23 protein-coding genes, 1 tRNA gene and 2 pseudogenes are annotated in these 25,959 nt (G+C 59.0%); 14 read left to right on the forward strand and 12 right to left on the reverse strand.

All coding sequences use genetic code 11. The features are described 5' to 3' along the window. Window positions 1-50 precede the first annotated feature (50 nt). Both HFO71_RS33595 and HFO71_RS33600 read left to right on the forward strand, forming a co-directional pair. Window positions 51-127: transfer RNA gene (locus tag HFO71_RS33595), tRNA-Met, on the forward strand. Between the two features lie 174 nt (window positions 128-301). After that, window positions 302-1,319 (forward strand): annotated as a pseudogene (locus HFO71_RS33600) (IS3 family transposase); the annotation flags it as partial. Window positions 1,320-1,342: 23 nt separating this feature from the next. Here HFO71_RS33600 and HFO71_RS33605 read toward each other — a convergent pair. Then, on the reverse strand, window positions 1,343-3,406 hold the full coding sequence (locus HFO71_RS33605; RefSeq protein ID WP_221989023.1) for a recombinase family protein: 2,064 nt from the start codon (window positions 3,404-3,406) through the stop codon (window positions 1,343-1,345). After that, window positions 3,396-3,593, reverse strand: a complete 198-nt coding sequence (locus tag HFO71_RS33610) for a hypothetical protein (protein ID WP_221989024.1) — start codon at window positions 3,591-3,593, stop codon at window positions 3,396-3,398. Before HFO71_RS33610 ends, HFO71_RS33605 begins: the two co-directional genes overlap by 11 nt. A 485-nt stretch (window positions 3,594-4,078) precedes the next feature. Between HFO71_RS33610 and HFO71_RS33615 the strand changes: the two genes are divergently transcribed. After that, complete coding sequence (locus HFO71_RS33615; protein ID WP_221969734.1) at window positions 4,079-4,282, forward strand: hypothetical protein; 204 nt, start codon at window positions 4,079-4,081, stop codon at window positions 4,280-4,282. Between the two features lie 174 nt (window positions 4,283-4,456). Here the strand turns inward: HFO71_RS33615 and HFO71_RS33620 are convergent, their stop codons facing one another. The 4 genes from HFO71_RS33620 to HFO71_RS33635 form a co-directional block, all read right to left on the reverse strand. After that, window positions 4,457-5,059, reverse strand: coding sequence for a TadE/TadG family type IV pilus assembly protein (locus HFO71_RS33620; protein ID WP_221969735.1), 603 nt, complete (start codon window positions 5,057-5,059; stop codon window positions 4,457-4,459). Continuing rightward, window positions 5,049-5,567 carry a TadE/TadG family type IV pilus assembly protein gene (locus HFO71_RS33625; protein WP_221969736.1) on the reverse strand — a complete coding sequence of 173 codons (519 nt, stop codon included), beginning with the start codon at window positions 5,565-5,567 and terminating at the stop codon, window positions 5,049-5,051. Before HFO71_RS33625 ends, HFO71_RS33620 begins: the two co-directional genes overlap by 11 nt. Window positions 5,568-5,570: 3 nt before the next feature. After that, on the reverse strand, window positions 5,571-6,935 hold the full coding sequence (locus HFO71_RS33630; protein WP_221989025.1) for a TadE/TadG family type IV pilus assembly protein: 1,365 nt from the start codon (window positions 6,933-6,935) through the stop codon (window positions 5,571-5,573). A gap of 312 nt (window positions 6,936-7,247) precedes the next feature. Continuing rightward, window positions 7,248-8,528, reverse strand: a complete 1,281-nt coding sequence (locus HFO71_RS33635; RefSeq protein ID WP_221969739.1) for a DUF3422 domain-containing protein — start codon at window positions 8,526-8,528, stop codon at window positions 7,248-7,250. A 408-nt stretch (window positions 8,529-8,936) separates the two neighbouring features. Here HFO71_RS33635 and HFO71_RS33640 point away from each other — a divergent pair. After that, window positions 8,937-9,538, forward strand: a pseudogene (locus HFO71_RS33640) (aldehyde dehydrogenase family protein); the annotation flags it as partial. Between the two features lie 224 nt (window positions 9,539-9,762). Here HFO71_RS33640 and HFO71_RS33645 read toward each other — a convergent pair. The 4 genes from HFO71_RS33645 to HFO71_RS33660 form a co-directional block, all read right to left on the reverse strand. Beyond that, window positions 9,763-10,962, reverse strand: a complete 1,200-nt coding sequence (locus tag HFO71_RS33645; RefSeq protein ID WP_221969741.1) for a mandelate racemase/muconate lactonizing enzyme family protein — start codon at window positions 10,960-10,962, stop codon at window positions 9,763-9,765. A 17-nt stretch (window positions 10,963-10,979) separates the two neighbouring features. Then, entirely contained in the window at window positions 10,980-12,341 is a 1,362-nt protein-coding gene (locus HFO71_RS33650) for a mandelate racemase/muconate lactonizing enzyme family protein (protein WP_168257738.1), read from the reverse strand. A gap of 62 nt (window positions 12,342-12,403) precedes the next feature. Continuing rightward, window positions 12,404-13,591, reverse strand: coding sequence for a mandelate racemase/muconate lactonizing enzyme family protein (locus HFO71_RS33655; protein ID WP_338150506.1), 1,188 nt, complete (start codon window positions 13,589-13,591; stop codon window positions 12,404-12,406). A gap of 32 nt (window positions 13,592-13,623) precedes the next feature. After that, window positions 13,624-14,334, reverse strand: coding sequence for a GntR family transcriptional regulator (locus tag HFO71_RS33660; RefSeq protein ID WP_221969747.1), 711 nt, complete (start codon window positions 14,332-14,334; stop codon window positions 13,624-13,626). Between the two features lie 208 nt (window positions 14,335-14,542). Between HFO71_RS33660 and HFO71_RS33665 the strand changes: the two genes are divergently transcribed. The 10 genes from HFO71_RS33665 (at window position 14,543) to HFO71_RS33710 (ending at window position 24,671) form a co-directional block, all read left to right on the forward strand. Continuing rightward, window positions 14,543-16,021, forward strand: a complete 1,479-nt coding sequence (locus HFO71_RS33665; RefSeq protein WP_017961866.1) for an ABC transporter substrate-binding protein — start codon at window positions 14,543-14,545, stop codon at window positions 16,019-16,021. A 74-nt stretch (window positions 16,022-16,095) separates the two neighbouring features. After that, window positions 16,096-17,055, forward strand: a complete 960-nt coding sequence (locus HFO71_RS33670) for a carbohydrate ABC transporter permease (protein ID WP_027663776.1) — start codon at window positions 16,096-16,098, stop codon at window positions 17,053-17,055. Then, window positions 17,052-17,939, forward strand: coding sequence for a carbohydrate ABC transporter permease (locus HFO71_RS33675; protein ID WP_131666204.1), 888 nt, complete (start codon window positions 17,052-17,054; stop codon window positions 17,937-17,939). Before HFO71_RS33670 ends, HFO71_RS33675 begins: the two co-directional genes overlap by 4 nt. 10 nt (window positions 17,940-17,949) lie before the next feature. Continuing rightward, window positions 17,950-19,047, forward strand: a complete 1,098-nt coding sequence (locus HFO71_RS33680) for an ABC transporter ATP-binding protein (RefSeq protein WP_131666203.1) — start codon at window positions 17,950-17,952, stop codon at window positions 19,045-19,047. A 32-nt stretch (window positions 19,048-19,079) separates the two neighbouring features. After that, window positions 19,080-20,243, forward strand: coding sequence for a mandelate racemase/muconate lactonizing enzyme family protein (locus HFO71_RS33685; protein ID WP_221969749.1), 1,164 nt, complete (start codon window positions 19,080-19,082; stop codon window positions 20,241-20,243). Window positions 20,244-20,264: 21 nt separating this feature from the next. Then, complete coding sequence (locus tag HFO71_RS33690) at window positions 20,265-21,014, forward strand: ribonuclease activity regulator RraA (protein WP_168321977.1); 750 nt, start codon at window positions 20,265-20,267, stop codon at window positions 21,012-21,014. Window positions 21,015-21,087: 73 nt separating this feature from the next. Then, the gene (locus HFO71_RS33695; RefSeq protein WP_312895275.1) at window positions 21,088-21,456 is read left to right on the forward strand and encodes a methyltransferase; all 369 of its coding nucleotides are present in this window, start codon (window positions 21,088-21,090) and stop codon (window positions 21,454-21,456) included. 125 nt (window positions 21,457-21,581) lie between these two features. After that, window positions 21,582-22,139, forward strand: coding sequence for a c-type cytochrome (locus HFO71_RS33700; RefSeq protein WP_221969750.1), 558 nt, complete (start codon window positions 21,582-21,584; stop codon window positions 22,137-22,139). Window positions 22,140-22,453: 314 nt separating this feature from the next. Further along, window positions 22,454-23,257, forward strand: a complete 804-nt coding sequence (locus tag HFO71_RS33705; protein WP_131642824.1) for an SDR family NAD(P)-dependent oxidoreductase — start codon at window positions 22,454-22,456, stop codon at window positions 23,255-23,257. A gap of 19 nt (window positions 23,258-23,276) precedes the next feature. After that, complete coding sequence (locus HFO71_RS33710; protein ID WP_221969754.1) at window positions 23,277-24,671, forward strand: FAD-dependent oxidoreductase; 1,395 nt, start codon at window positions 23,277-23,279, stop codon at window positions 24,669-24,671. A 44-nt stretch (window positions 24,672-24,715) separates the two neighbouring features. On the opposite strand, the gene HFO71_RS33715 is transcribed toward HFO71_RS33710, so the two are convergent. After that, on the reverse strand, window positions 24,716-25,051 hold the full coding sequence (locus HFO71_RS33715) for a hypothetical protein (protein WP_168257742.1): 336 nt from the start codon (window positions 25,049-25,051) through the stop codon (window positions 24,716-24,718). Continuing rightward, window positions 25,051-25,917, reverse strand: coding sequence for a DUF6772 family protein (locus tag HFO71_RS33720; protein WP_017989306.1), 867 nt, complete (start codon window positions 25,915-25,917; stop codon window positions 25,051-25,053). The genes HFO71_RS33715 and HFO71_RS33720 overlap by 1 nt, the downstream gene beginning before the upstream one ends. Window positions 25,918-25,959: the final 42 nt, after the last annotated feature.

Below are 25,959 nucleotides of genomic sequence, written 5' to 3' on the forward strand. Positions count from 1 at the left end.
CCAAAGGCGTTTACTCAGACGCGACAAATCCCTTCGGGATTTGCACATGGCGCGGGGTGGAGCAGCCCGGTAGCTCGTCAGGCTCATAACCTGAAGGCCGCAGGTTCAAATCCTGCCCCCGCAACCAAATTCCAACATACACATACTCAAAAGCCCGCCTCGTGCGGGCTTTTTGCGTTCCAAAAGTGGGTCGAGGCAGGCATCCAGGATGCAGTAATCCTGACGTGCCCCCAATAAATTAGGCCATTTGGAACTGGAATTTTCCACTTATGATCCCTGGTGGGAAGAAGAGGAGAATTCGATGAAGCCCTCGAAGTTTTCGGAAGCGCAGATCGCATTCGTGCTGAAGCAAGCGGAAGATGGAACGCCGATCGGCGAAGTCTGCCGCAAGGCGGGAATTTCGGACGCGACGTTTTACAACTGGCGCAAAAAATACGCTGGGCTGATGCCGTCGGAGATGAAGCGTCTTCGCCAGCTCGAAGAGGAGAATGCCAAGCTGAAGCGGATCGTCGCGGACCTGTCACTGGACAAGGCCATGCTCCAGGACGTGCTGTCAAAAAAGCTCTGAGGCCTGCCCGCAAGCGCAAGCTTGTCGACACGGTCACGGCGGACTGGAAGGTCTCGATCCGGCGCGCATGTTCGGTGTTGAAGATCGATCGGTCGCTGTATGTCTACAAGTCCAGGCGCGGCGAGCAGGCCGAGTTGAAGCTGAAGATCAGGGACATCTGCCAGACACGGGTGCGCTACGGCTATCGCCGTGTTCATGTCCTGCTCAGACGTGACGGATGGCCTGTCAATCCGAAACGAATCTATCGCCTTTACAAGGAGATGGACCTCCAGCTCCGCAACAAGGTTCCGAAGCGACGGGTCAAAGCGAAGCTGCGGGCTGAGCGCACGGAACCGACCCATTCCAACCATGTCTGGGCGATGGATTTCGTTCACGACCAGTTGGCTACCGGCCGCAAGATCAGGGTTTTGACAGTCGTCGATACCTTCTCTCGCTTCTCGCCGGCAGTCGACGCTCGCTTCAGCTACAAAGGCGAAGACGTGGTACAGACGCTTGAGCGGGTATGCCGGCAGGTCGGGTATCCAGCCTCCATACGAGTCGATAATGGCAGCGAATTCATCTCGCGCGACCTCGACCTGTGGGCCTACCATAAGGGCGTGGTGCTCGACTTCTCGCGGCCTGGCAAGCCGACCGACAACAGCTACATCGAAAGTTTCAACGGCAAGTTCCGGGCCGAGTGCCTGAACGCCCATTGGTTCCTGACCCTTGCGGATGCCCGCAAAAGATGGAGGATTGGCGTAGAGACTACAATCCTGTTTCATAACGCCCATCTTTCTATGTTGTTGAAGGGAATAAGTTTTCCTGATCTGGATGCGATCCTGTGGGGTGTCGAGGGTTCTGCCGGGCGCGATCGAGGATCTGATGTGCTTGCGGGGTGGCGAGTTTTGAACGGCTGAAGATCCATGGGCCGTCGGGTAGCGGATGAGCCCCCTCGATCTGGCCAGCCTCGGCCGCCAGACGCAGCGTTTTTGGCGTTATCCCGAGCAACTTCGCCGCACCGCCCAGATTAAGCCACGGCTCGACCCCGTCGACCCGGGGACGGAAGACCGGAATCTTGCGATATGACCTCAGCGCGGTGACCCGCTCCCGTGTCCACCGATTGCCATTGCCGGTCGTCAGTCCGTTTCGATTGAGGACACCGGCAATCACATCGTCATTGGCGATAAGGACGAGCTGTCGTACGGCGTCGACAATATCGTCAGGCGTCGCGTTTCTTTGCCCGCGGCGCCGCTTCGGCAGGCGCAGCTCGGTGTGGACACCCCCAACCCAATGGATGACGAGGACGATCTCGGAGGTTCCATCATCGAGATCGGCAACCACTTCATTGATGAGCGTTCGCACGATACGCTTCTTCAGCCTTGCATCGGTTGTCGGCGCCGTCCAGACGGCGCGGAGGTTCCCCGCTAGTGCGGCTACCTGGGATGCGGACATGGGGATCGGCTGCGGCGCAACCGTCCGATGTTTGGCAATCTTGGCTTCGATCTCGCCGGCGCGAGCGAGCGCCGTGTTCCAGCGTGCTTCGAGCTCCGACGTCACCAGCCTGTTCTCCGGATCAGCCGCGTCGTATTGCCGGAATGCCCGGTCGGCGGCATAGCGCGCTGCCTCGAGATCGCGCAGCAGGGCATCCTGAACCTGGTCGCGTTGGCTGGCCATACGGCGTTCCGCCTCGATGGCGGCGGCAATAGCTCCTGGTTCGACCACCCCGAGCACTGCCTCCTCGATCGCATCATCGACCCGCAAACCGCCGAAGGCGATGCAACGTGGTTCGCCGTTGTCGAGCAACCCTCGCCAACAGGAATAGCGCGGGATGTTATGGTTGGCTCCTGTGTAACGAACCGTCAGCTTCCGGCCGCACCTTTTGCAGCGGAAAAGGCCGGCAAGCAGAGCGTCGCCATGCTTCGGCGCTCCATGATGGCGACTGGCCGGTACATTGTCGCTGACCATCTTGCGGATCTCCTCCGCCCTTTCCCAACTGATGTAACCTTCGTGTGCGTCCGGGATCAGCGCCAACCATTCATCACGCACCTTGCGGCGAATTCCAGATCGGCCACCGTATCCCGGGACGGAACGACTCTTACCATAAGCATAAGCGCCGCCGTAGATCGGGTTCGCAATCATCCGGTGGATGGTCGCATAGTTGGGTCTGCGCCAGATGACATCACCGTCCGCGCGCCTGACGGGCAAATCCAACCCGTGTTCGAGGAACCATAGAAGCGCCTGCCGTGCACTGCCAAGTTCGGCGACTTTGTTGAAGACCAACGCAATGGCGTCCTGGATGCGCCGGTCGGGATCTTTCTCGATCCTGTCACCGACCTTCAAAAAGCCGACCGGCACCGTGACGACAAGCTCTCCGCGGCGTGCCTTCTCGTAGCGGGCGGAAAGGGAACGCTGACGTAAGAGATCGAGCTCATACTCGTTGAGGCTGCCCTTCAGGCCCAAGAGCAGCCGGTCATTGCCCTGGCGTGGTGCGTAGACCGCTTCCTGATCGATCAGAACGGTATCAACGACGCGGCACATCTCGATGAGCTGCTGCCAATCGCGGCTGTTGCGGGCAAAACGCGATACCTCGCGTGCCGCTACCGCCCCCACCTTGCCAAGGCAGACCTCGGCGACCATCCGGTCAAAACCGGCGCGGGTTACACCACCGGCGGCCGAACGACCAAGATCGTCATCCACCGTCTCAATGCGCGACCAACCAAGTGCTGTCAGGCGATCGCGCATGGCGTATTGAAGGGTACTGCTTTCGCGATTGTGCAGAACCTGGTGAGCCGAGGACTGCCGAACATAGAGAATAGCCTTCCGCTCCAGATGGTGCGGCCCGATCTTCTCATGCAGCATGACCGGCCTCCTTCTGCTGGGAGGTGCGCTCGCAGTTTGCGTGATCGACGAACAGCCGCACGATGAGAACCGTCAGCGCCTGGCGGGTTTCCTCCGGCAACTCCGGCCATTGTGGCATGCCTGCGGTCATCCCCCTCTGCGGAGCCGAAAACAGATCGAACTGGCATGTCATGGACTGGCGAGGCATGGACATCTCTCCGACTCGTTTCGTGAGAGACCAATGCTGCGCCCATTACCGCAGATTGCGATGAGGCGTCGGCGTCTTCCAGTAACTTTGCCAAAGCATGCAGGCTCGCGAGATCGACATGCGGAACTGGCAGGCTGCGCCAATATCCGCTCACGGAACGGTCGAACATCCATGATGGGACTTCAAAAAGCCGATCAGAAGAAGCACCAGATAGGCTGCAGCGGAAAATGTCCGTACCTTTGGCCAGCGCATCATGGACATGCACGAGCTGACCGCACCAAGGATGCCACGGATATAAAAGCTCACGAACCTCCGTCCTGTGGGTGTTCTGTCGTCGTGTTGTACAATGAGGTTCGGCCACATGGCACGATCGGCAACAAGGTGCCGATCTCGCTTTTGAACGGCTCATCGGCACCCTCGCCGAGCTGAGCCATAACCCCGGAAAATTCCAGCTCCCGCTGGCCCAAAATCGGGGAGCACCTCAAATGGGCCAGAGCTTACTTCAAAATGGATTATTTCAACGGGGCAAGGTCACGTTTTCGGACGCATTTGTGATGTTGATCGAAAAGCGACGTGGGCGGGACGATGTTGAAGTGAAACCGTTTGCCGAAGCCGCCGCGGCGCCGGCCGCCCCCCAGCGTTGGTCGTTGTCCGCGCCGCGGGCCACCGTTCATCCTTCGCCGGATTGATCGTTTCGCTACCCCTTAACCGTAACCAGGGCGCTGGTGCAACTCTCCATTGGACGCTGCATCTAGCAGTTCGGGCCGCTGAAGACGGCAAAAATTGCTGGTCAGCTTTTCGGTGGCCAACCGGCGCTGATTTTCAACTCTGCCGCCTCGCGGGGCTTGCCTGTGAGTATCGCGCTATTTTACTTTCACACTGTCACCGACGCGCGGGCGCGCTATAGACGTTCCGGTGAAACTGTAAATTTCTATCCCGGTTAAAGCGGTCAGCAGGCCGGTGAGAGCAGACTTGACGTTGTAGTCAACGCGAGTCACGACCATCTGTACACCGCTCTCGACAACGCTGACAGGGATGGGTTGAGGCCATGCGGTGCCAGCGGCTAGTGCCTCGGTCTGAAAACCTCTCGACCAGTTGACCTTGCCGTTCCCGACCGCGTCGATATCCAAAACGCTCACGACAATCTTGAGGTCCGTCGCGTCAAATGGGCTGAGGGTTGAAGCTCCCCCTTTGAGCACCGTCGTCACATCGGAAGATACCCACGAGTCTTCCTGGGAGATGATATCACCCGTTATTGCGGCTATCTGGTTAATCTTTCGACGGATCATCAACGCCTGACCCAAATCGATCGTCGCGGCGATCAAAAGTAACATCAGCGGTAGGAGGAGTGCGAACTCGATGCCCGACTGCCCTCGTTTGTCGCGTAGACAACCTCGAAGGCCAATCCGCACCAATCGGTTTTCGATGGGTCTCGGCGGCAAGCCGCAAGCATGATCAGTTTTCATAGGGTTCATTGCGAAACAGGGCCGATGCTGAGAGAACATAGCGTCCGTCCGCCAGATGCGCCGTATCGACGCCCATCGACGATAACCAACTGGTCCAGGGGAGGAATGCTTGAATCATAACGTAGTCGCCCGGCGCCCCACCAGCGAAACTCTCGTTGATCGAGAGCGCACGGTTACTGACCGCCGACGTGAACGTCACCGCCGAAAAGTCGTCCATGACCTTCGTGACGATGAGCAGGCTGTTGCCGCAGTCGAAGGCGAGCGCCATTCCGCCGCACACCTCCTGTTTGAAACTAGCGAGATTCCATTTCTCAATCGAGGCCCGCCCTGTGCGAACATCACGCGCCGCCATATGAAGTGCGGAGTCGAGCGAGCCATCGACGAAGAACATCAGCGCAACATCGAGAATGCCGAAAATGATGACGAAGAACGGAAAGACGAGCAAGCTGAACTCGACCGCCGCTGCGCCGTCATGAGTATGTAGGATTGATTTCGCAAAGCGCTTCATGGCTTAGCTCGCGAGCCGCACTTTGGACAGATACTGCTTGAAGAGCTCGGAAAGCCCTGCTTTGATCTCGTCTTCGGATTCGGCGTGCAGGAAAAGATCCTTGGCTGATGCGCACTCTTTCAGAGCTATCGGAATGTATTCAAGTCGGGTTTTGGCGCCTCCTCCGCTAGCAATGGTACCATTCCAGACCGACGCGAAGCTGCTACTGTTCATGGTTTTGCCGACCGTGGCGTTATAGCCCCAATCCCACGTCATCGGCAGATATTCCGTATAGAGCACGCCGAAGGAAACGTTCTGATCCTTGATGGATTGGCACCACTTTGAATTGAGCGGCGTCACGACCGTCTGCAATATGCTTGCGGAGCTTGGAAAACGAATGCCAGAGTTGCTCTGGAGAACCCAATTTCGTTCAGACTGGACGCCGTCCGTCAGCAGGAGGACCAATTTCTTTGGGTTGCCCGCCGTCTTTCCGTCGCCACCGTTACCAACGAGTTTCCCAAGTGAGGTGAGCGAGCTATCGAAGTAAGTCCCGGCTTCCGATGATGAACTCGTGAGGCCGCTCGAGTTTGATGTCAGAAGTTTGCGCACGGAGGATATCGAAAGGGCTGGTGCGAGAACTTCTTTAGTCGTTTGCCCCAGCGTATAGAGGCCAACCTTAATGCGTTCCTCCTTCGGATCTGAAACCGCGACCAGATTGAGAATCTCGCCTACTGCCGAGACAGACACATCGGCTCGAAGCTTGATGCCCATTGCAACCGAGAGGTCGTAAACGTTGCTGTATGTCTTTCCTTTGTATTTGAAGGTCGTCCCTTCCGCGGTGTGGCAAGCGAAAGCGCATTTGGCCGGGGACGAAAGCATTGTACTCTGTCCTTGCGCCGTCGCTGCCAACAGCATAGACGCCGATTTATCCAATACGACATAAACGTTCATATAGGCTTGGCCGGGGCCTTGCACGGTCGATGACACGCTGACGTCAACAATTTTTACGCCGAGAACTTGCATCAGCGTTGTGGGGACGGTTGATCGCGCTGTCGCGGTTATAGTGACGTTCGTGACGTCGACCCCGATGTCTGCCACCTCATAGGCTGAAGCACTCAGGTCCGTTTGGGCCGCAAACCATTGCTCGACACGCTTTTGCAGGGCCGCCTCATCGACTGAGCCAACGCTTTTAATGGCGGCAAGGAGAGCGGTATCCAAGTCGGACTGCATTTTCGAGCGAGTGTTGTACGCCCGCACATAGTCAAGGCTGGCGCCGACAGCACCGATCAGCGGGACAAGCAACAGCGCAAAAGATAGGGCGATGTTACCGGTGCGATCGTTGCAGAAAGGCCACCATTTTTTCGATATTAAGGAAGGTATTCTGATCATGATCTGCGTTCCCATCGCCGCCAATTTGCAGTTGCGGCCCAGGGCCCGATGCCGTGCTGATCACGCCATTCCTCAATTTGCGGGAGCCCGGTTTATTTGACGTTAATCCAATCAGCACCTTTTGATAGGCTCTGCGAAATCCTCGCTCGAGCAATCATCGTTTTGAGGCAAATCGATTGAGTCCATCATTGGTGCGATGACGGGCAACCAAGTTCCATAAATCGGTTTTAGGCCGCCAGCCGAAGCGCTGGCTGGAGATACAGTAGATTCGCGTTGATTGATCAAGCATTCCCGGGTCGGGCTGCGCTACCTCTAGCTCTCTGCCTTTAAGGCATGCTTGACGCGGAGGATGGTGATCACAACAGATCCCACAACCACCGGAACAGCGACGAGCATGATCACCGGATCGAAATGGAATCCTGCGTGGTCGGCTGTCTCATATATAAATTTCATCAAGCTCAGCAAGTAGTAGCTAATTGCAATCATCGAGAAGCCTTCGACCGCGCGCTGGATCTTGACCTGCGTCGCGGCCCGATCAGCCATCGCCTGGATCTGTGTAGCGTTCTGGAACTCAATCTCGACCTGGATTCGGGTTTGCAGCAGGTCGAGCAGGTGCATCGCAGCCCTTGATAGCTGCTCAAGCCTCAATGCGGTTGCTTCGCAGGTACGAATCGCAGGCTTGAACCGGCGCTGCACGAAGGTACCGAACCGTTGAAAGCCAGGGACATGGGTTTCCCGTAAAACGGCAATCCTCTCTTCAACGATTTTGGCGTAGGCAGCGGTTGCGCCAAACCTGTTTCTGGTCTCGGCGGTGGCTGAGATGATATGCGACGAGAGAACAGTAATCTCTTCGAGCAATTGCTTGTGCTGATGTGCAGGCGTACTCAAGTTGCGGTTGGTCAGCCGGACAAGTTCCGCGTCATATCCGCCCAGAAGCGGGGCAAGACGACGCGCCTCCGGCAATCCGAGCAGCGCCATTGACCTATAGGTTTCGATCTCAAATATGCGACGGACCATGCGCCCCAGGCGATGTGCATTCAGGTTCTTGTTGAACAGGATGATTCTGCTTGAATTGTCCCCTCGAACGCGAAAGTCGGAGCAGACCTGCGCCGCCTCGCCGCCGATCAACGACGCGGCGGTATCGCCGAAGTCGAGGCTTTTCAGAACCGTTCCCAGCTGGTCAGGAGGGTTCCCGAGGACAAGGATACTAACGTGGCAAACGAGCAGAGGAGAGCTCAACCCTGCTAGCCGGGCAAAATCACCTTCACAAAGGTCAGTGTCCGGCCAACCCTCGGGCTCGCTGGCCAATTTTCGGACCCGCGTGACCGTCACGAACTCAGTGTGCCGTTCCACTCTGACTGAAATTCCACCGTCGGCTTCGAGACTATCATGGAACTCATTGATCACGCCATCCGACGGCATGAAAGCAACGTGCTCGACGATCGCCGGCCCGGTAAAATAAATTGACGGGCGAGCGTGAAGCTCCGAGTTGAAGTCTGCCATCTTCTGTTCGAAAGCAGCTGGACGAGAGACCTGTGATGCGGAAGCAGACCCCGTCGGGGAGAATGCTTCTTCTGCGCCCTTTGAAATCATGTCTGTCTTCCCCATTCCCAAAAACACACCGATCGGCGAACCTATATGAAGGGAATGCGATCAACTTGAGAAGCCCCGCCGGGGTGCAAAGACTTTGCCGATCCTCGTCGAGGTCCGAGCTGTTGCGGTCGACTTGTGCGGCAAGCCAGGGGGTGTTGCTTTCCTGTTGACTGGACTCAACACTCGGTCGGCTGACGCCGAGCGTGCCGCCATGCCCACCTCCGAGCTTTTGAACGGACATACGGAAGTATGGCCGATACCATCTGTGTCAGGTCCGACGACGAGTTTTCTCGTTAACACGCTTCTTAAGCAACCATTCAGACGACATGAATTGTCATCTTCCAGTCTTTCCGGGCATCTTCCTCGGGCAGCTCGGAATGGCCGCAACGTTTGACGCGAGGTGAAACTATGGTGACCGAGCGAGAAAACCAATTCTACCTTGGCGGGGAATGGCGGGAATTTGCGGATGTAACCCATCTGCCGGTCGTGGATCCCGCCTCGGAACGGGTTGTTGGACATCTTGCTGCGGGCGGTGCTAGTCACGTCGACATCGCGGTTGGAGCGGCGCGCAAAGTCTTCCCCGCCTTCTCTCAATTGCCTGTGTCCGATAGGTCCGCTCTACTCGGCAGGATGCATTCGCTCCTGAAGGAACGAGCGGAGAGCTTCGCGGAAGCCCTCGTTATGGAGATGGGAGCGGCGATCAGCTTCGCGAGGGCATCCCAGGTTCCTTTCGCTGCGGAACACATCCGCGTCCAGATGGAAACTCTTGAAAAATTCCGGTTTGTGACGATTGATGGGCGTACCGCGACCGCCAAGGAGGCGATCGGGGTATGCGCCCTGATCACACCATGGAACTGGCCGCTCTACCAGATCACCGCCAAGGTCGCCCCGCAATCGCGGCAGGCTGCACCATTGTCCTCAAGCCCAGTGAGCTGTCACCCTATAGCGCTCTGCTCTTTGCCCAGTTGATGCACGACGCCGGCACTCCGCCAGGCGTATTCAACCAAATTCCAACATACACATACTCAAAAGCCCGCCCCGTGCGGGCTTTTTGCGTTCCAAAAGTGAGTCAAGGCAGGCATCCAGGATGCGGTAATCCGGATCTTTCAGTTCAATTCATTCCGGGCCAGGAATTCGGCTGCCTGTATTGCTTCCAGGGCACTCGCTGCCTCCCTGAAGTAAGGCAAGGTTTCCCAGCGGCTGCGATCGCCGACGATATAGAGGGGAGGGAGGTTCAGTCGAAGAAGCCCGCATCCTCTTCGCTAAGATATCTCCTGGCCGCTTCGGCGTCGATATCAAGGCCAAGCCCCGGCGCTTCCAGTAGGTCCACCATGCTGTCCTTCACGATCTGCGGCGGCAAGCCGATTACCAGATCCTGCCACCAGGGATCGGAGGCGGTCGGATATTCGAAGGCGATGTAATTTGCCGGCAAGGTGGCGCAGACATTGATCAACGCGCCGAGGCCAAGCAGGCCGTTAGCGATGCCGTGCGGTGCCATCAGGATCGAGTGCATGTAGGCGTGCTCGGCGACCCATTTGAGCTCGGCAATGCCGCCAACATCGGCTGGATCGGGGCCGATGACGCGTACCGCCTGCGTCTCAATCAGTTCCTTGAAATTGTGCCGCAGGTAGATCTGCTCACCAGTGTGGATTGGCGTCGAGGTGGAGGCTGTCAGTTCCCGATAGGCCTGCGGATTGACCCACGGCACGTAGTCGCCAGTGAGCATGTCCTCGAGCCACATCAAATTGTACTTCTCGACCGCGCGAGCGAACTTGATCGCATCGGGCAGCATCCAGCCGGGGCCGCAGTCGAGCGCCAGGCTGACTTTGTCGCCCAGCACTTCCTTCATCGCGATCACGCAGTCGAGCATGTGATTGAAACCGCGCTCGCTGATCACGCCCTGATCCATGGCACCGTGATAGCCGCCCTTCTTCTGCGTCACGCCGTAGTGGAAGCCCTCGACAGTGTCCTTCATGTTGGAGTGGAACGAGATTCCTTGCTTGACCATGAAGAAGTTCTGCGGCTGCTCCATCATCCATTTGACGTCGGCGGCGTAATCTTCCGGCCGATCGCCCGTGCGTTCCTGGCGAATCGAACCATTGTAGACGCGCACCTTGTCCCGCACCTTGCCGCCGAGGAGTTTATAGACGGGCACGCCCGCGGCCTTGCCAGCAATATCCCACAGCGCATGCTCAATAGCGCTCACCGCCGCGCCGTACGGCTTGAAAGAGCCGCGTTGACGGATCTTCAACATTACTCTCTCGACGTCGGTCGGGTCCTCGCCGATCAGCGCCTCGCGGAAATGCAGTACCCAGGGCTTGAGGTGGGACTTGGTGAATTCGACTTCGCCCAAGCCATAGAGGCCCTCGTCCGTAACGATGCGGACGATCGGGTGTTTGCCGATAACGGCACAGCGGAGATCGGTGATCTTCATCTTCGTTCCTCTTCGCCTCAGCTCCAGGTGCGATCCCAGGAATACTCATCGTCCCAGTGATCCGTCGGCAACCAGATGCCGGTGACACCCGGCTGCAGATGCTGCGAGATCACCTCGTCGACGACGTCGTCAATCCCCAGGCCCGGCTTGTCTGGAACAGTGACAAAACCGTCCTTCACCAGTGGCCTGGGAAGGCCGGTGACGATATCGTCCCACCAGTCGACATCGACAGAGTGGTATTCGAGCGCCATGAAGTTTTCAGTCGCGATCGCGACATGTGCCGCGGCCATTGCTGCGATTGGACTTTCTGCCATGTGGATCGCCATGGCGACACCGTGGTCCTGCGCCATGTCGCCGATCTTCTTGGTCTCGAGGATGCCCCCGCTGGTGAGCAGGTCCGGGTGGATAACGGAGACGCCGCCGCTCTTGAGCAGAGGCTCGAAGCCTTCCTTGAGGTATATGTCCTCGCCAGTGCAGATCGGCACTGTGGTGGCGTCCTGCAGTTGTCGGTATTGATCGGTATACTGCCACGGGATCACATCCTCGAGCCAGGCTGGCACGTATTTTTCAATTCGCCTGGCAAGGCGGATGCCGTTCTGCATCGAGATATGGCCGATATGGTCGATTGCGAGCGGCACATCCATTCCGATGACCTCACGAACCTCGGCAATGTATTGCTCAAGGAAGTCGAGGCCCTTGTCGGAAAAGTGGAGGCCGGTAAATGGGTGTGGGACGTTATGCAAATCGTATGCAGCGTTGCGCACGCGCCGCTCTTCAATGGTCTTCAGCGGACCGCGGCCGGGGTGGTCGCGGTAGCCTTCAAGTGAGCCGGCAGGAGACACTACCGCCCCGGGCACATCCGCGATCTGCATCAGCCCCAGATCCATCTTGAGGAAGGTGAAGCCGAGCTCCATGCGCTGCTTGAGGCGCTTGCCGGTCTCGGTACCGCTCGGCACGGTAGCGTCGGTGTCGCAATAGACGCGCACTTTTTCCCGAAAACGGCCGCCAAGCATCTGGTAGACGGGGACGCCATAGGCCTTGCCGGCAAGATCCCACAACGCGATTTCCACCGCCGATACGCCGCCGCCTTGCCGGCCGTGCCCGCCGAATTGCTTGATCCGGCGAAACAGTCGATCGATATTGCAAGGGTTCTCGCCAAGCAGCCGGCTCTTCAGCATCAGCGCGTAGGTGGCGCTGGCACCGTCGCGCACCTCGCCAAGCCCGACGATGCCCTGATTGGTGTAAATCTTAAGCAGCACTGAGGCGAACGGAGCGCCGGTGATTTCGGCTACCCGCAAGTCGGTGATGCGAAGGTCGGACGGCTTGGAATGCGTGTTCACACGATTGAGCGCCTCGTCGGCTCCATCTGCCTCTAGCATGGTTTATCCTCGTTTTAGTCCGCGGGGCTGCCGCCGCCCACGCTGGGGCGGTGTAGGGGTTGCTAGTCCAGCTCTATCTCGTGGCTTTGAAGGTAGTCGCGGTTCATTTCAACGCCGAGACCAGGCTTGGGCGTAAGCTTGAGGCTGCCGTTCGAGACATCGAGTGGCCTGTCGATGAGGTGATCGTATTTGCCCAGGTTCCACTCCGACGTTTCGAGTTTGTAGAAATTGGGAACGGTCATCATCACCTGCGCTCCCGCAACCACGTTGATCGGCCCTGCCGCGTCATGCGGCGAGACGGGAATGTAGTAGGCTTCGCATAGGGCAGAAATCTTCTTGAGTTCGGTAATGCCGCCGGTCCATGTGACATCAGGCATAATGTAATCAGCCAGTCTGTTTTCGAGCACCGCCACGAAATCCCATTTCGTATGGCCGCGCTCGCCCCACGAGATAGCGGCGCTGACCTGCTCACGGACCTGTCTAAGCGCATTGAGGCTCTCCGGTGGGCAGGGCTCCTCGAACCAGTCGATCTGACCGGCTTCCTCAAGGCTCCGACAAAGGCGAATGGCGGTGGGAACGTCGAAGCGGCCATGCGCATCGATGAGGATGTCGACATCAGAGCCCGCCGTTTCGCGGATCAGAGCCGTGAGTTCGGCGGCTTCGCGCTCATCCTTGCGGGTCATGCTGCCATCGAGGTAGCCGTCCCGCTGTTCGCGAGGCTGTCCGTCGGCGGTGCGGCCTTGTTGGGGGAAAGGATCGAACTTGAGCGCAGTGTGGCCGGACTCGACGATGTCTCGAATTTCGCGGACAACAGCCTCATTGCTGGTAAATTTAGCCTGGTTGGGGTGGGTGTAGAGAGCAATTTCATCGCGTACCGGCCCGCCCAACAGCTCGTAAATCGGCTTACCCAAGACTTTGCCTTGGATATCCCAGAGAGCTATGTCAATGGCGCTCACGCATTCGACCGCGGCGCCGCGACTGCCCATGTAGGTGAAGCTGCGGAATATCTTGTGCCACAGATATTCGATACGCGCCGGGTCCTCGCCTGTCACAGCGGCACCGATCTGCCTCAGGATCGTGCAGAGGGCGCGATTGGCGAGCCTCGTCGTGGTGGTGATCTCTCCCCAGCCGCTCACCCCCTCATCGGTCGTTACTTCGACGAACAGAAACTCTCCCCAATAAGAAGCATCGGACTTGATGAGCCACGGCCGAACGCTGGTGATTTTCATCTCAACTGCCTTTACTGAAATGTTCGGGATAGCGATAATCCAGGCTATGTATTCTATCCTGCCCGAGCGGCGTTACGCGCGCGCATGTGTTCGAGGATGTGCCGGCCGGAGCCCTCGACATGGCGTGCAATGAGTTCGCCTGCCTCGTTCGCATTTCCCGCTTTTACATGCGCGATGAGCTGGCGATGCTCGCTAAGGATCGCGGCACGCCGGGCGAGCGTGAAGTTGAAACGCCGGCTCACGGCTCGAAGCACTTCGCGATGCTTCCACCAAAGCTCGGCGGCATGGCGGTTGTAGTGCTTTTGGTACATTACGGTGTGAAAGGCGGTGTCCAGCTCGCTGTGCCTTAACGTGTCGGCGAAGTTGTTCTCTTCAATGAGGCCTTGGATGCGTTCGAGTTCAGCAATGTCCTCGACGGTGGCCATGTTCACGAACCATCGCGTTAGTGCCGGCTCGATCAAGACTCCTATCTCGTAGATGTCCCGAACAAAATCCTGATCTATGGGCCGGACGCGCGCTCCGCGGTTGGGAATGAGGGTGACAAAGCCCTCCCCGCGCAACAGTTGCAAAGCCTCGCGCACGGGGTTGGTCGAGGTGCCGTGGCGCCGGGCGAGATCGGTGACTACAAGCCGCTCGTTGGCAGCGAGCCGCCCTTCGATGATGTCGTCCCTGATCAGTTGATAAAGCGAGGCGCCCTCGCTGGAGGCCCCGATAGCGTCGATGCCTTCGGGTGGCTTTGCTTTAAAATCGCTTGTTTCGGCCAAGGCTGTCCCCAAATCAATACACACATTGCTCGGATATCACGCCAGCCTTCTGTAAACAATGTACGATTTATTCAATTGACAGGCAATCTACAATCTGAAAACGTATGATTAGGCCAAAGGGATACATTGGGTGGAAAGTCCCGCGGCCGGGGAACAAAGACCGCTCGCTTCGACGCAGAGCGGCATAGGAGAACCTGGAGGATACCCTATGACGAGGATTTCACTCGGCGGCGCCGTCCTGCGCGGCACTGTCTCGACTGCTTTGATGGTATCACTGATGTCGGCGTCGGCGCTCGGCGCGCCGGTCGACTTGAGCAAGTGGTCGCCGCAATATGTGCGCTCCATTGCCGGCACACAGAATTTTGACACGGCAGCTGATTGCGGCAAGGTCACCCCTCTCGACTACAAGGGGCGGCTGACTTTCTGGTATCAGGGCGTGTTCGAGGGCGACCCCGACCTCCTGCGCCAGTATTACAAGGAGTTCTTCGAGACCTTCCGCAAAACCTATCCAAACATCCAGCTTGAGGAACAAGCCCTCACCTATAACGACCTCTTGGACAAGTTCCGGACCGCGCTCTTGGGCAATGCAGCGCCCATGGCGGTCCGCCTGCAAATCCTGGGCGGCACCGAGTTCGCCTCAAAGGGATATTTGGAGCCGCTCAAACCTGAGGATGTAGGGTATTCGACCGAGGATTTCTGGCCCGGCGCAATGAAGGCTGTAACCTGGGAGGACGTCACCTACGGCATTCCAACCAACAACGAGACGATGGCGTTCATCTGGAACGCCGACATCTTCAAGCGTGCAGGCCTCGATCCGGACAAGGCTCCGGCAACCTGGGACGACGTCGTCAAGTATTCCAAGCAGATCCACGACAAGCTCGGCATTGCCGGTTACGGGCTCGTGGCTCGCAAGAATGCCGGCAATACGCCGTACCGCTTCATGCCGCAGCTGTGGGCCTATGGCGGCGGCGTCTTCGACGAGGCCACCGCCGACCCGACCTATAAGAAGGTCGAGCTCGATAGCCCGCAGAGCAAAGCGGCATTGCAAGCCTCCTACGATATGTATGTTCGCGACAAGTCGGTTCCGGTTTCGGCGCTCACCAACCAGCAGGCCGACAACCAGCCCCTCTTCCTCGCTGGCCAGCTCGGCATGATGATCTCGCATCCGTCCGACTACAACGTCATGCTCGACCTGCAGAAAAAGGCGACGGCCACCGACAAGGACAAGGCGCAGACCGTGATCGACAACATGCGCTATGGCTTGATTCCGACTGGCCCCGACGGCAAGCGTGCCGTCGTGTTTGGCGGCTCCAACATTCACATCCTGAAGCCCGAATATGTCGAAGGCGGCAAGGTAGACGAGCCGGCGGCAAAAGCTATCATCTGCATGTGGACAAGCCCCGAATGGTCACTGAAGATGGCTTATGCCGGCTCGAACCCGGGGAACCTCAATGGCTTCAAGACAAAATGGATGAAGGAACGCCTGGACAGCATCAAGTTTCTTGATGTCACGACCTCGATGCTGCCTTACGGCATCCCGTTCCCGGCACTGCCACAGTCCCCCGAGATCATGAACATCATCGTCCCGGACATGCTCCAGAATGCTCTGACTGGGGCCATGACCGTCGACCAGGCAGCAGACGATGCGGCCAAGAAGGTCAAAGACCTGATGGACGGTGGGCTCTAGTCCAAGTCCGACGATCTGACCGGCTGCACATCGGTCGCAGCCGGTTTTGTTCCCAAGGATGAGGGCTCTGCACGGTGACGATCTTGACTGGGAAGGCCGAGGTTTCCCGACGACTGCGACCTCATAGGTCCGGAGTGCTGCGAAAGGTCTGGGAGCATCGCGCTGACTACGCGTACGTGCTTCCTGCGATCGCCGTGATGCTCATCGTCATAGCCTACCCCATCTATTACACGATCGAGCTGTCGTTCTTCAATACACCGCCTGGTCTGCAGCTTCGGGACAAGATTTTCGTCGGTCTCGACAACTACACCGCCATCCTCAAAAGTCCGGTGTTCTGGACGGTTACTTCGAACACTCTTATCTGGACAGCGGGATCGACTTTCATCGCATTTGTCCTGGGGTTCGCTTGCGCCCTCGCACTTCATCGTGACTTCGCCGGCCGCGCCATCCTGCGCGCCATCCTGATCATTCCCTGGGTCATCAGCGCGGTTGCAGCGTCATATATCTGGAAATGGATCTACCATTCGGACTTTGGGATCATTGGCTCAGTGCTGGTTGGCCTGGGATTGAGCGACCGGCCGCCGAATTTCATCGACAGCGTCAGTACGGTGTTGCCCTCGCTGATCGTCGTGAATATCTGGCGAGAATTTCCGTTCGCCATGATCATGATGATGGCCGGCCTGCAGACGGTTCCCGACCAATTGCTGCGCGCCGCAAAAGTCGACGGAGCCAATGCATGGCAGCGGTTCTGGCACGTCACCTTTCCGCACTTGAGAAACGTCTCGACGGTGACGATCCTTCTGCTGGCAGTGGCCAACTTCAATTCTTTCATCATCCCCTGGATCATGACCGGCGGCGGACCGTCGAATGCATCGCATATCTGGATCACTCACATTTACGAACTCGCCTTCGGCCGCCAGCGCTGGGGGGTGGCATCGGCCTATTCGGTGCTGCTGTTCCTGATCCTGATGTCGCTCGGCTACTTCTACGTTCGTGCGCTGAGCGGCAACGACCAGAAAGACGGGAGCGAATGAGCACGATTGTCGAGACTGCTCAAGGCCAGGCGCGTCGCCGTATGCGCATCGATGGATGGCGGTGGGGCGGACGCATCTTCCTTGTGTTCATGCTGCTTTACACCGCATTACCGATGATCTGGATGCTGATCACGTCGATCAAGTCCGGCTTCGCGGCGATGCAATTCCCGCCGCAATGGTGGCCGGACCAACCTACTCTTGCCAGCTACCAGAAGCTGCTCGATCCGCAAAACAGCGTCGGTCAGGACTTCCTTCGTTTCTTCTGGAACAGCCTTTTCGTCTCCACTGCCACGACCATCCTTTCGGTGATCGTGGCAGTTCCTGCGGCCTACGCGTTTTCGCGCTTCACTTTCCCAGGCCGGAACTTTCTGTTCTTCGCCGTATTGCTTCGCAACATGTTCCCGGCGGTGATCTTTCTCGTGCCGCTCTTCATCCTGATGCGCGCGATCGGGCTGGTGAACACGCATAGCTCGCTCATCCTCACTTACCTCACATTCGGCCTGCCGCTGGCAATCTGGCTCCTCAAGGGCTTCTACGACAACATCCCGGTGCAACTCGAGCAGGCCGCGCGCATCGATGGGGCAACGCGGTTCCAGGCCTTTGTCCTGATCGTGATGCCGCTCTCGGCGCCAGGAATCATCGCGACGGCGATCTATTCCTTCATCGGCGCGTGGAACGAGTACATCTATGCCTATACGTTCCTCTCCAAGAACGACCAGCTGACACTGCCGGTCGGCATCCAACGCTTCTTCTCCGAAAATACGACGGACTTTCCCGGCCTTATGGCGGCCAGCTTTATGATGAGTGTGCCCGTCGTGGTCTTGTTCCTCGTCCTGCAACGATACTTCGTACGCGCCCTCACAGAAGGCGCAGTCAAGCACTAGGGAGTTGCCGGTGGCCCACGTGGTCCTCAAAGATCTTGTCAAGACCTATGGCAGCTTCAAAGCTGTCAACGATGTTTCGCTGACGGTCAACGACGGCGAATTTGTAGCGCTCGTCGGCCCTTCAGGCTGCGGCAAGACAACTACACTCAATCTTGTGGCGGGGCTCATCCCCATCACATCTGGCGACATCGTCATCGGCGACCGGGTGGTCAACGACCTCGACCCCAAGGACCGCGACATCGCAATGGTGTTCCAGAACTACGCGCTCTATCCGCAGAAATCGGTCTACAAAAACCTGGCGTTCCCGCTGCAGATGCGCAAACTGCCAAGGGACGAGATCGACAAGAAGGTCAAGGAAGCAGCGCGAGTGCTCGACATGACACAGCTGCTCGAGCGCAAGCCACGCGAACTTTCGGGCGGGCAACAGCAGCGCGTGGCGCTCGGCCGTGCACTCGTTCGCGATCCGGCGGTATTCCTGATGGATGAACCACTCTCCAACCTCGACGCAAAGCTGCGCGTGCAGATGCGGTCGGAGATCAAGCGTTTCCACCAGGACCTCAAGGCGACGATCATCTACGTGACGCACGACCAGCTCGAAGCGGTAACCATGGCCGACAGGATGGCGGTGATGAACGGCGGCTACCTGCAGCAATACGATTCACCGGCGCAGGTCTTTGCCCATCCGGTGAACATGTTCGTCGCCAGCTTCGTCGGCAGCCCGGCGATGAGCCTTGTTCCGCTGGAGACGTCAACGGCAAGCGGCAACACTGTGTTGACGAGTGCGGAGGGCTGGCGCCTCGAGCTCTCGCCAGAAAACGCTCAGAAGGTCTCAAGGGCGACAACCAAGAAAGTCGTGCTCGGCGCACGTCACTCGACGATCAAGCTGCACAAGAGTGCGGTGCCAGGCAGCATTCCTGCCAAGGCCTACACGGTGGAGCCGACTGGAGACGTCACCTTCGTGCAGGCGTTTCTTTCGGGCGCCATCGTCAATGTCAGCGTGCCGCCGACCATTGCCGTCGCGCCCGACGAACAGATTTGGCTCGAGTTCGATCAGGAGCGGATGCATCTGTTCGACGGCGAAACAGAAATGGCCCTCAAGGCCCACTGAGACAGAGCCGATGCGTGCGAATCGAGGCGTGAATGACTACGAAGCTTAAAATCACGGCCATCAAGCCCTATCCAGTATGGGTTGGAACGCGCAACCAGATGCTGGTCAAAGTCGAGACCGACAACGGCATTTTCGGCTGGGGCGAGAGCGGCTTGAGCGGTCGCGAAAAGGCCGTGGCCGGCGCGATCGAGCACTATCGCGAGTTTCTCATCGGCCGCGATCCAATGCAGATTGGTCGGATCTGGCAAGAAGTTTATCGCAGCCAGTACTTTGAAGGCGGGCGCGTTCTGCAGGCGGCAATTTCCGCCATCGACATTGCCCTTCACGACATCAAGGGCAAGGCGCTGGGCGTGCCGGCCTACGAACTGTTGGGCGGCATGCAGCGCGACCGTATTCCTACCTTCGCCTCGACGGGTGACGAGGCCGAGGGCGATGTCGCCATCGAACGAGCCCGCGAACTACGCGAACAAGGGTGGCAGGCGATCCGCTTCTTTCCTATCGGGCAAAACAGCAAGGACATCTTTGAACCGCGCCAGTCGATCGGCGCGACCGCAACTATGCTGAACAAGGCGCGCGAGGCGCTGGGCGACGAGGTCGTCCTCGGCATCGACTATCATCATCGGCTGTCGGTGGCAGAGGCGGCGAGCTTCTGTAACAAGCTCAGCCGCGGCGTGCTTGATTTCCTCGAGGAGCCGATACGAGACGAGACACCCGAGGCCTACGAATCCCTGCGCACGATGACTGACATCCCCTTCGCCATCGGCGAGGAATTTGCCAGCAAGTGGCAATTCCTGCCCTACATCGAGCGTGGCATCCATCAGTTCAACCGGCTCGATGTTTGCAATGTTGGCGGGCTCACCGAAGCGATCAAGGTCGCCGGTTGGAGCGAGGCGCACTATGTGGACCTGATGCCCCACAATCCCCTCGGCCCAGTCTGCACGGCCGCGACCATCCATCTCGCCGCCGCGGTAGCGAATTTCGCCTGGCTCGAGACCAGGGTGCCCGAGGCAAAGCTGGGCTTCGATAATTCCGACTTCTTCCCCGTGCAACCACGGCTCGACGGCCCAGACTATCCGGTCAGCGATCTGCCGGGGCTTGGCGTAGAGGTCAACGAAGAGGCGATCAAGGCGGAGAGCTTCCGGTTCTGGGAAACGCCTCACCTGAAGCGCCGCGATGGTTCTGTTACGAACTGGTAGTTTCATCCACCGGAGCCTAGAATGACCCATACGCCCGACATTACGCGACCGCCCAAAGAACTGATCGACGCATTGAAGGAAATCGGTGCCGCGACGATTTCCGGCACGCTTGGCCACATGGGCTTCCGCAATCCGCATATGGTCGGTCCCGTGCCGCAGAATCGCGGGAAGTCGATCGTGGGGCCGGCCCTGACGCTCCAGTTCATGCCGCAGCGGCCGGACCTCTTCACCGAGGGAGAATATGCAGATCCGGAGACGCAGTTGCACCGCCATGTGCTTTATCACGTGCAGGAGGGCGATGTGGTCGTGGTCGACGCGCGCGGCGACATGAGCTCGGGCGTCTTCGGCGATATGATGTCGACCTATTTCAAAGGCAGAGGCGGCGCCGGCATCGTGATCGATGGGTGCATGCGCGATCGGCCCAATGTCGAGAAGCTGGATCTCCCTCTATGGCTACGTGGCTGGACTCCCAACTACCATGTGCAGACCAGCATCTATCCGAATGCGGTCAACGTTCCGATTGCCTGCGGCGGTGTCACGGTAATCCCCGGCGACATCATCGTCGCCGACGATGACGGGGTGGTGGTACTTCCAGTCGCGATGGCCGCGAAGGTAATCGAAGAGTCGCAAAAGCATCACGATTGGGAGGAGTTCTCGCGAGTGAAGCTTATGGAGGGCGGGTCGTTGCAGCGCTACTATCCGCTGCATGACGATGCCCGCGGAGAATACGAAGAGTGGCGCAAAACAAACCGCTTGGAGAACCGAAGTTAGCCTATTGATTACCCTCGGCGGGCCGCGAACCTTCTGAGGTATCGCCGACGTCTATGCAAAAATAGGGAGTCGAATTTCGCCGTGCGAGACCGCCGGCGGCAACTTCTCCGAACAGGTTCCCGGGGATCACGAGGTGCATCTCCTGTCGATGATCCCGCACGATTGGGACGAGGCCAAGAACCGCGCCCTGCTGCGCCGGTCCTTCGAGGCTTTGCCGAGCGGCGGCGCAGTGATCATTAGCGAGCTTCTCGTCAATGACGAAAAGACCGGGCCGGCGCCGGCCGCGCTGATGAGCCTCAACATGCTGATCGAGACGGAAGGGCGAAACTACACGCCGGCCGAATATTCGGCGTGGCTCGAGGAAGCCGGCTTCCGGCACATCGAGACGGTCTGGTTCGACGCACCCGCCGCGAACGGCGCGGTGATCGGCCGCAAGCCCTAAATCAGGATGATTTGGGCCCAATCGGCCTAAAATATGAAACCTGATCTAAATCAGAGCATGATGTCGTCTGAAAACCGCGCACACTTTTCGGCATCATGCTCCAGAGCAACGGGACGGAGGGAAGCATGAGCATTCACGATTTCGGATCTGCTGTCACGCGCGTGGCGTCGCGGGCGGCCAGGCGGGTGTTGCCCGCAGCATTCGCAGCGCTGGCGGCGGCGATTGGATCGTCGCCTGCCGGCGCGGCCGACAGCGAGCTGGTCGAACGGGGGAAATACCTGGTGACCATCACGAGCTGCACCGATTGCCACACGCCGGGACATTTCCTCGGCAAGCCGGACATGACGCGTCACCTCGGCGGCTCCGAGGTCGGTTTCGAGATCCCGGATGTCGGGGTGTTCTACGGCCCCAACCTCACGCCCGATGAGGAGACGGGTCTCGGGCGTTGGAGCGAGCGTGATATCGTCACTGCGATCCGGACAGGCAGGCGCCCCGACGGACGCATGCTCGCTCCGGTCATGCCGTGGCCCGCATTGGCGAAGCTCACCGACTCTGACGCCGCGGCGATTGCGGCCTATCTCAAGAGCCTGCCGCCGGTGAGCAACAAGGTGCCCGGACCGTTCGGGCCGGGCGAGGCGCCGACGTCGTTCGTGATGAAGATCGTGGCGCCGGCGGAGAAATAGGGGCGGCGCATTGCAGGGCGGCGCCCATCCCATTGCCGGCTCACGACTCGCGCGGAGTCGCCCTGGACGATCGCGCCGGAGTTCAGTTCGGGACGAGAACCTCGCCCTTGCCGAGCCCGCATTTTCGCCGCCTGCCGCGCTTTTTGAAAGCAGCGCGATCAACAGTTTGCCCCTCCGTCCTGAGTATTTGCCACGCGAAACTCTGTTTCCAGACTGCGTATCGCCTCCACATTGCGCTTTACAACTATATAACATAGTTGCTACGTTACTAGCGATGGAAGCGGGCCTGCTGACTGGTTGTTGGACTGCCCTTAATGAAGGACGCTGCGACGATGTCTGGGACCTATGCTACCTTTTCCGACGATAGTTTTGCGGGCCGAAGCGTCCTTATCACGGGCGCAGCGAGCGGAATGGGTCTTGAAACGGCAAGGGCCTTCGCCAGCAAGGGCGCGGAAGTCGTCATGGCGGATCGTGACGAGGCGGGGCTGAAGCGCTACGGTGCGGAACTGCGCAATGGCGGCGCGGCTATTCACACCGTGACGGTGGATGTCAGCGATCAGGAAAGCATCGACAAGGCCTTCGATTTTTGTGACGCAAATCTGGCGCGTCTCGATAACGTCGTGACATGTGCAGCGATCATCACAGCCAAGCGTATATTCGAGCAGGATCGGGCGCATTGGCATCGCGTGCTCGATGTCAATCTGCTCGGCAGCTTCTTCGTCGTGCAGGCGGCGGTCAAACGCATGCTCGACAACGCCGATGGCGGCAACATCGTCTGTATCGCCTCGGATGCCGGCGTGCATGGCGGCGGCGGGCTGATCGCCGATACCGCTTATGCGGCATCGAAAGCCGGGATCTTGTCGATGGTCAAATCGGTGGCGCGGGAACTTGCGGGCAAGAAGATCCGCATCAACGCGCTGAACCCCGGGCCGACGGATTCCCCGATGCACTCCCATATCGACCAGTCGCTGAAGGACCGCATCGCCGGCAATCTGCCGATGCGGCGCATGGGACGGCCCGAGGACATGGCGGCGGCAATCATGTTCCTGTGCTCGGATGCAGCCAGCTTTACCTACGGCGCCGCGCTCGATGTCGATGGCGGATCGATGTTCCGCTAGATGGGGAGGGGATAGAAGTATGCAGCAGACAGCCCGCCGTTACGCCTATTCGGCCGATATTCCCGAACTCGATGATGTCGATGTGCTCGTCATCGGGGGCGGACCATCGGGATTATCGGCCGCGGTCGCGGCGGCACGTCTTGGCGTGCGGGTACGCCTTGTGGAGCGCTACGGCTTCCTCGGCGGCAACCTTACGGCGGGCCTCGTCGGCCCCTGCATGACCTCCTATTCGCTCGACGGCAGCCAGCAACTGATCCGGGGCATCTACGAAGAATTCGTTCAGCGGATGATGGCGCTCGGCGGCGCGCTGCATCCGAGTACGATCCCGGCAGGTTCGGCCTATTGCGGCTTCATCGTCTACGGCCACGACAAGGTGACACCTTTCCAGCCTGAGGCGGCGAAGGTCGCGGCGCAGCGCATGTGCGTCGAGGCGGGAGTGGAATTGTTGCTGCACACCATGGTCGTCGATGCCATTGTCGATGACCATGACGCGGACAATCCCCGGGTGCTCGGGGTCGTTTGCGCCGGCAAAGGCGGGTTGAGGAGCGTTCGTGCCAAGGTCGTCGTCGATTGCTCGGCCGACGGCGATGTCGCCCATTATGCCGGTGTCCATACCCGTCAGGGGCGGGAAAGCGACGGCCTTTCCCAGCCGCAAACATTGTTCTTCCGCGTGCAGAACGTCGATGACCAGGCTGTGGAGGATTACATCCGCGCGCATCCGCAGGATTTTCGGCCTTTCGCCTCGATCGTCGCCAAGGCGACGGCCGAGGGCCGCTTTCCCGCGCCTCGCCGCGGCATCGGCCTTTACAAAACCATGGAACCGGGCGTCTGGCGCATCAATACCGGCCGCGTGTTGCGCCGCAATGGGGCTGACGCCCTTGAGCTCTCGCTTGCCGAGGTCGAAGGCCGGGAGCAGACCGTGGCGCTGCTCGATTTCTTCCGCAACAATCTGCCCGGCTTCGAACAGGTGGAACTGCGGGACACGGCAACCCAGATCGGCGTACGGGAAACCCGACGGATCGATGGCGCCTACGAACTGACGCTGCAAGATTTGCATTCCGGCCGCGCCTTCGAAGATGTCGTGGCGTTGTGCGGCTATCCGCTCGATATTCACGACCCCACAGGTTCGGGCGGTGGGACCGGTGGCCAGGGGCTTGATGCGGCCAATATCTACCAGATACCCTACCGTGTCATGCTGCCGCGCGTTCATGAGGGCCTGCTGGTGTCCGGCCGCGCGGTCTCGGCGACGCATGAGGCGCTCAGCGCCATTCGCGTCATGCCGCCCTGTTTTGCGCTCGGCCAGGCGGCCGGTGTTGCCGCAGCGCTTTCGGTCGGCAACAGGGCAAGCCCCCGGCATGTCGACTACGCGGATTTGCGCAGGGAACTTCTGGCCCAGGGCGCCTATCTTGGCTGACGGAAGGAGAAAGCGCGGAAGCTATATACCCGTGTTTTCTCAAGTCAGGCCTTCAGATGAAGGGTCACCAGCACGGTGCATTCGGCGCCATCGGCAAAGCGGGTTGCAACGCGCAGCCAATTGCCGAAGGCGTTGAGCCGGGCCACGGCAATGCCGTCCTGTTCGCCCGGCATGGCGAATTCCGTTCCTTCGCGAACCCAGTGCATGCCGTCAGGCGAGATTTCCACCCAGCCCTTGGGTACAGTGCCGACGGGAGGCTTCAACGCCCGAATGAAGAACACGGCTTCACGCGCCCAGCCGGCCTCATAGGGTTCGCTCGCGGCGTCGCCGCTCCAGCGCTCATTGCGGGTTATCACCGCCGTTATGTTTTCGGGAAGCATCAAAAATCCCCTGAAATGCAGATGGAATCGACGTAGAGAAAGGCGCGTTTGGCGACATCCGTCTCGGCGAACAGGCAGAAGTTCAGCATGCACCAGAGGTTTTTCATCGCCGGAATCCGGATCGACTCGAAGCCGGATACGTCGAAATTCCGGTCGTTGCACTGCAAGCCGGTCGCCTTCATGGAGGCGAGGTCGAAATCGAAGCGCATATAGCTCCAGTTCACTTTCGTCGGGATCTCGTTGTAGCAGAGCCGTTGTTCACCATCCGGCAGGTCCAGCCAACCTTCAGGCGCCAGGTGATAGTGGCTTACGGTCTTGTCTTCCCGGCCGATGGCGGTGAAGGACGTGGTCTCACGTTTGTACTGCCATTTCTGCAAGTGCTTGCCGTCGAGTGCATTGAGAAAGCGTAGATGTGGCATAACCCGCTCGCCATCTCCGTCGCGATCGCCGCATTGCAGGTCGAACAGGAAGCCGATCGATCGCACGTCGGTTTCCGATAGTTTCAGTTCCGTCGCCTCCGGCTTGAACGTGAAGAAAATCTCGAAGCGGATCGGCCCGCGCTTGCGGAAGGTATGACGCTTGATTGCAACGTTCTGGGCACCCGGTTTTGCCTTTGTGGCGATCTTCAGCGCATAGGACGAATCCATGCCGCCGTGGGATCCTGCATCCCAATGTCCGAGAGTTGAGAGCATGGCGCTCGAGTGCTGGGCAAAGCCGGGCAGCATGACGTCGAGGTTGTCCTCGTAATTGCCGACCAACTGTGACCAGCCGCAATGCCCGCGCGAAAAATCGTCAAAGGACAGGATGCGCGGCAGAGGATCGAAACGGCTGAGCGCCGGATCTGCGCGAAGCATGGCGAGCCTCATGGCTTCCATCATGTCTGCTGTGGAAGAGGGGGCTGATGTTGT

It is taken from the genome of Rhizobium laguerreae (assembly GCF_019778565.1).
In the GTDB taxonomy this organism is placed as follows: Bacteria; Pseudomonadota; Alphaproteobacteria; order Rhizobiales; family Rhizobiaceae; genus Rhizobium; species Rhizobium laguerreae.

Bases quoted from the DNA above. Each gene is read 5' to 3' on its own strand.
- HFO71_RS33605 (WP_221989023.1), bottom strand. From the start codon at position 3,406: ATGCTGCATGAGAAGATCGGGCCGCACCATCTGGAGCGGAAGGCTATT.
- HFO71_RS33720 (WP_017989306.1), bottom strand. From the start codon at position 25,917: ATGAGGCTCGCCATGCTTCGCGCAGATCCGGCGCTCAGCCGTTTCGAT.
- HFO71_RS33690 (WP_168321977.1), top strand. From the start codon at position 20,265: ATGACCCATACGCCCGACATTACGCGACCGCCCAAAGAACTGATCGAC.
- HFO71_RS33700 (WP_221969750.1), top strand. From the start codon at position 21,582: ATGAGCATTCACGATTTCGGATCTGCTGTCACGCGCGTGGCGTCGCGG.
- HFO71_RS33665 (WP_017961866.1), top strand. From the start codon at position 14,543: ATGACGAGGATTTCACTCGGCGGCGCCGTCCTGCGCGGCACTGTCTCG.
- HFO71_RS33625 (WP_221969736.1), bottom strand. From the start codon at position 5,567: ATGAAGCGCTTTGCGAAATCAATCCTACATACTCATGACGGCGCAGCG.
- HFO71_RS33620 (WP_221969735.1), bottom strand. From the start codon at position 5,059: ATGAAAACTGATCATGCTTGCGGCTTGCCGCCGAGACCCATCGAAAAC.
- HFO71_RS33610 (WP_221989024.1), bottom strand. From the start codon at position 3,593: ATGCCTCGCCAGTCCATGACATGCCAGTTCGATCTGTTTTCGGCTCCG.
- HFO71_RS33705 (WP_131642824.1), top strand. From the start codon at position 22,454: ATGAAGGACGCTGCGACGATGTCTGGGACCTATGCTACCTTTTCCGAC.
- HFO71_RS33675 (WP_131666204.1), top strand. From the start codon at position 17,052: ATGAGCACGATTGTCGAGACTGCTCAAGGCCAGGCGCGTCGCCGTATG.
- HFO71_RS33630 (WP_221989025.1), bottom strand. From the start codon at position 6,935: ATGATCAGAATACCTTCCTTAATATCGAAAAAATGGTGGCCTTTCTGC.
- HFO71_RS33635 (WP_221969739.1), bottom strand. From the start codon at position 8,528: ATGATTTCAAAGGGCGCAGAAGAAGCATTCTCCCCGACGGGGTCTGCT.
- HFO71_RS33710 (WP_221969754.1), top strand. From the start codon at position 23,277: ATGCAGCAGACAGCCCGCCGTTACGCCTATTCGGCCGATATTCCCGAA.
- HFO71_RS33615 (WP_221969734.1), top strand. From the start codon at position 4,079: ATGGGCCAGAGCTTACTTCAAAATGGATTATTTCAACGGGGCAAGGTC.
- HFO71_RS33645 (WP_221969741.1), bottom strand. From the start codon at position 10,962: ATGAAGATCACCGATCTCCGCTGTGCCGTTATCGGCAAACACCCGATC.
- HFO71_RS33715 (WP_168257742.1), bottom strand. From the start codon at position 25,051: ATGCTTCCCGAAAACATAACGGCGGTGATAACCCGCAATGAGCGCTGG.
- HFO71_RS33650 (WP_168257738.1), bottom strand. From the start codon at position 12,341: ATGCTAGAGGCAGATGGAGCCGACGAGGCGCTCAATCGTGTGAACACG.
- HFO71_RS33685 (WP_221969749.1), top strand. From the start codon at position 19,080: ATGACTACGAAGCTTAAAATCACGGCCATCAAGCCCTATCCAGTATGG.